Raw genomic sequence first — 4,571 nt, forward strand, 5'->3', positions numbered from 1 at the left:
ATCTCTGGTTAATTAAAGGTCGCGATCGCGATCTTTTGATCGATACTGGGCTAGGGGTTGCGAGTTTGCGGCAATACATTGCTAGTTTAATCGATAAACCGTTGTTGGCGATCGCCTCTCACATTCACTTCGATCATGCAGGTGGGATGCATGAATTTGACCACCGTGCCATTCATGCAGCCGAAGCCGAAGCACTACAAAAAGGAGATGATTATGAGGCGTTATGTACGCCAGCACAAGGCTGGGTATTAGAAGAACATTTTGACTTGCTACCTTGCCCTGGATTCACGATCGAAACGTATACTTTAAAGGCAACCGAACCTACACAAATTCTACAAGCAGGAGACGTATTAGATTTAGGCGATCGCGCTTTCGAGGTGCTACATTTGCCAGGACATTCTCCCGGCTGTATTGCTTTATATGAACCTAGAGCGCAAGATTTGTTTTCAGGAGATGTAATTTATGATGGCGAGTTGTTAGACGAACTCCATTGCAGCGATATTCCTACTTATATTGCGACCTACGAACGATTAGAAAAACTACCAATAGAGACGGTTTATCCCGGTCACTACACTATTTTTGGTAAGGAAAGATATCGGCAAATTATCGCCGAGTATTTAGCAGCAAGGCGAAAACCAGGATGTCCTTCGGAAACTCAAGTGTAGGGCATTGCCAAATCCGGTTCTGTTAAAAGTATTAGATCCTCGAAGATCCCCCCTAGCCCCCCTTAAAAAGGGGGGAATATTGTCCCCCTTTTTAAGGGGGGGTGGGGGGATCGAGTCTTTTCTGCGCTACACTTCGCGAATGCTTAGCGCGCCATCACTGTGACTAGCAGCAAGCTTCAACCAGTCTATCGGCTCCCGCGAAAATAGAAAAGATACTCCAATTGCCCCGACAAAGTTGTGTAGATTCAACCCCTTCTCGGTATCCACAACCGTTCCTTGACCGTAGAATAAGCGATGAATCCGAAAGCGATGATAGTTAGCGATGAGTTGAGGTAGCGTCACGTACTGACGATAATTGCGGGGGTATAATTCAGCATCTAATTTAGGCAAAAGATACCAAGGACAACGGATAACTCGATGATGGGCGTTGTGATAGCCAAAGTTTAGCAGCAATACATTCAGCCAAGACCAACGCAGAGAAATGAGGTTAGAGAAAGTATTCGCCTCCTCATGTTCCAAACTGTATTGCGGTAAGGACTGACCTAGCTGAAAAACAGTGTACGTGTGCTGAAAACAATCGATAAATCTGAGAATATTGATGAAGCAGATATAAGCGAAAAAGTAAAGAACAATGGCACGGGGAGAGTAGATAGCTAAAGCTGTAAATAGACTACCTCGCAGTAATAACAGCAAGCCGTTACGCACTCGTTCATCTCGGCGCTGTTGTCCCAAAAATGGAGACAGGACATTGAACCAACGCAACAAAAAGTTAACGGCAGGAAAATAAAGCCATTCCAACGCTACAATCAGGCGCACTAGCGGTTTTGGCGCAGCATGAAGAAAATCTGGTAGGGAAAAGGCAGAGAAGTCAGCCCTGTTTTTATGATGGGCTAAATGGTTGCTAGCAACATCGCGATAACGACTGTAGCAAGAACCCGTCAGAAACAACATTACCTGAGCAAATGCACTATTCCAACGCGGGGTACGAAAAATGTTGCCATGAATAAATTCATGGACGAAGTATGCTGCCCAAATTAGCGTATGGGTTAATAACACCGTACCCAAGAGGTTTAACCACCATAAATGCTGCACAAGGCAGAAGATGGCAAAGCTATATCCTCCCACAACATAGGCTAGCGCCGCACCGTTAATCCAGTAGTTGCGATCGTTGATATAGAAACTTGCATTTGGGGTAGCTGCCGTAGTCATATCGCTAAATTGATTCTCGATCTAGCCTCGAATTCAGCATAGGGGTGTCTATCCATGAAATATGTTTTGAAAAATACAGTTAGTTGGAACAAGAGAACAGTAGGAAACGATCGCTACCTCGCTAGCGTTCCTTTGGCTCCAAATTCATCCAAATTGCGTAAGTAATTTCCAACTGTCTCCACAAAACGCGACGATCGCGACAAGTCACCAAAAATCTCAGATAGACTCAGCAATGGTCTAGGATCGGAGCCGCCAGAGCGGGCGCGTTGTGTCAAAATATCTGCCATTGGGTCATCAATCTCGATTGGATTGCCGCGATCGTCCTGTCCCTTGAGGTAACGGAACCAAGCAGCAATTGTCAGACTCATATAATCGATCGCCCCATCCTGTCTGAGTGCGTCACGCAACGAACCGAGGATGAATTTTGGCATCTTAGCAGCACTATTGAGGCATAGGCGCGGCAATCGATCTTGAATCTTGGGATTGGCAAATCGTTGAATTAAAGTCTGTTTGTAATCGTCTAAATCGATTCCTGGTACGGGTTGAAGTGTGGGTGTAACTTCTGTCATCAAGCGATCGACGGCTTGTCGAATCGCTGGATCTGACATTACCTCATGCACGTAGGTGTAGCCTGCTAGAGTGCCGAGATAGCCTATGAGTAAGTGACTAGCGTTGAGTAACCGAATTTTCATCATCTCGTAAGGATGAACGTCATCGGTCATTTGTACGCCCACAGATTCTAGATCGGGTCTACCTGCACAAAAGTTATCCTCAACGACCCACTGAAGAAATGGTTCTGCCACCACTGGAAAGGCATCATCAATCTGAAATTGCTCCGCCACCATTTTGAGATCGGCTGCTGTTGTAGCTGGAGTAATGCGATCGACCATGCAGTTAGGAAAGGTCACGCGATCGCTAATCCAATTTCCTAGTTCTGGATTTTGCATCTGAGCAAAGGCAGTTAACATTTTGCGGGCGATGTTACCGTTGCCTTGTAAGTTGTCGCAGGATAACACCGTAAACGGTGGCAATCCTTGTTGGCGACGCTTATCCAGTGCTGCTGTCAAAAAGCCGTAGACTCCGATTGGCTCATTTGGATGTTGCAGATCGTGCTGGATTGTCGGATGGTTAGCATCAAATTCGCCGCTACCTTCAATGTAGTAGTAGCCTGCTTCCGTAATCGTCAGCGTCACAATTCGACAGTGAGGATCTGCCAGTGCGTCAATAACTGCTTGGCGATTATCTGGAGCAAAGAGATATCGTGTAATCGAGCCAATAACACGCGCCCAATCGCCTTCGGTCGAGCGTTCCACCAAAGTATACAAACAATCCTGAGAATGCAGTGCATCGCGCATCCGGCGATCGAATTCCAGCAGTCCTACTCCGCAGATACCCCATTCACGATCGCGATTTTGATGTAAATAATTGTCAAGATATAACGCCTGATGCGCTCGATGGAATCCACCCACACCAATATGGACGATGCCATTAATTATTTGGTGGCGATCGTAATGGGGAACGCGGATGTTGTTTGGCAAACGAGATAAGGAAGCTTCATTCAGCTTAATTGTTGAGCCTGTGCTGATATTGCTGTTCATGGAGTTCATTAGAAGTTAGATGGTGGCGATGGACTTTAGGAATGGCTTCACCTTGCTGGTTAAATAAATGGCAGAGATCGCCATTAATCTGGAGCGGTGCGAGATCGTGCATCCGGCTGGGATTATCTCCGTCTGTTTGGACAATTAAGGTGTCGCCACCCGCAATCTTGACATAGAGAAAAGTTTCTCCACCCAATCGTTCTACAACAAGCACTTCACCGTTGAGCGTAACGTTATGGCGATCGAGTCGCAAATGTTCGGGACGAATCCCCAGCGTGGCGCGATCGCCTACCGACAATCCAGGCTGGACGGGAATTGTGACTGTTGCCTCACTAGGCAGTGCAACTGTTGTCCCAGAATCATTCACAGCTGTCACAGTAACTGAGAAAAAATTCATTTTAGGCGAACCGATGAATCCAGCCACAAATAAATTCCGGGGATGGTGGTACAGTTCCAACGGCGAGCCGACTTGCTCGACAATGCCACTCTGCAACACTACAATCTTGTCAGCTAGTGTCATCGCCTCCACTTGATCGTGCGTCACGTAAATCATCGTGGCTTGCAAAGTATCATGTAGGCTAGCAAGTTCGATCCGCATCTGTACGCGCAAGGCTGCATCCAAGTTTGACAGCGGCTCGTCGAACAAAAAGACTTTAGGTTTGCGCACCAAAGCCCGACCGATCGCTACCCGTTGGCGTTGTCCTCCCGATAGTTCTCTGGGTTTCCGATTTAATAGCGGTTCTAATTGAAGGATACGGGCAACTTCTTTCGCTCTTTCAAGACGCTGAGCCTTGGGAACACCCGCTAGGCGCAGACTAAACGCCATATTCTCTGCTACCGTCATGTGTGGGTATAAGGCATAGGTTTGGAACACCATTGCCAACCCGCGTTTATCTGGTGGCACGTCATTCACTCTCACGCCATCAATGAGTAGATCGCCAGATGTGATTTCCTCCAGTCCCGCGATCGCCCGTAACAAAGTTGATTTTCCACAGCCGGAGGGACCGACAAAGACAACAAATTCGCGATCGCCTATATCAAGATCTATGCCTTTAATAACCTCAGTATCGGCATAACGTTTATAGATGTTTCTTAAAGT

Annotated in this window: 4 protein-coding genes; 1 reads left to right on the top strand and 3 read right to left on the bottom strand. The window is 46.9% G+C overall.

The window, feature by feature from the left end; genetic code table 11:
* The coding region (locus ACRC32_RS19700; protein WP_438555564.1) for an MBL fold metallo-hydrolase at window positions 1-665 on the top strand (665 nt) is incomplete at its 5' end.
* A gap of 126 nt (window positions 666-791) precedes the next feature.
* On the opposite strand, the gene ACRC32_RS19705 is transcribed toward ACRC32_RS19700, so the two are convergent.
* The 3 genes from ACRC32_RS19705 to ACRC32_RS19715 form a co-directional block, all read right to left on the bottom strand.
* Window positions 792-1,874 carry a fatty acid desaturase family protein gene (locus ACRC32_RS19705; RefSeq protein WP_438555565.1) on the bottom strand — a complete coding sequence of 361 codons (1,083 nt, stop codon included), beginning with the start codon at window positions 1,872-1,874 and terminating at the stop codon, window positions 792-794.
* A gap of 113 nt (window positions 1,875-1,987) precedes the next feature.
* Window positions 1,988-3,472, bottom strand: coding sequence for a mannitol dehydrogenase family protein (locus ACRC32_RS19710; protein WP_438555567.1), 1,485 nt, complete (start codon window positions 3,470-3,472; stop codon window positions 1,988-1,990).
* The coding region (locus ACRC32_RS19715) for an ABC transporter ATP-binding protein (RefSeq protein WP_438555566.1) at window positions 3,438-4,571 on the bottom strand (1,134 nt) is incomplete at its 5' end. The genes ACRC32_RS19710 and ACRC32_RS19715, both read right to left, overlap by 35 nt.

The organism is Chroococcidiopsis sp. (assembly GCF_051657925.1).
GTDB lineage: Bacteria > Cyanobacteriota > Cyanobacteriia > Cyanobacteriales > Chroococcidiopsidaceae > Chroococcidiopsis.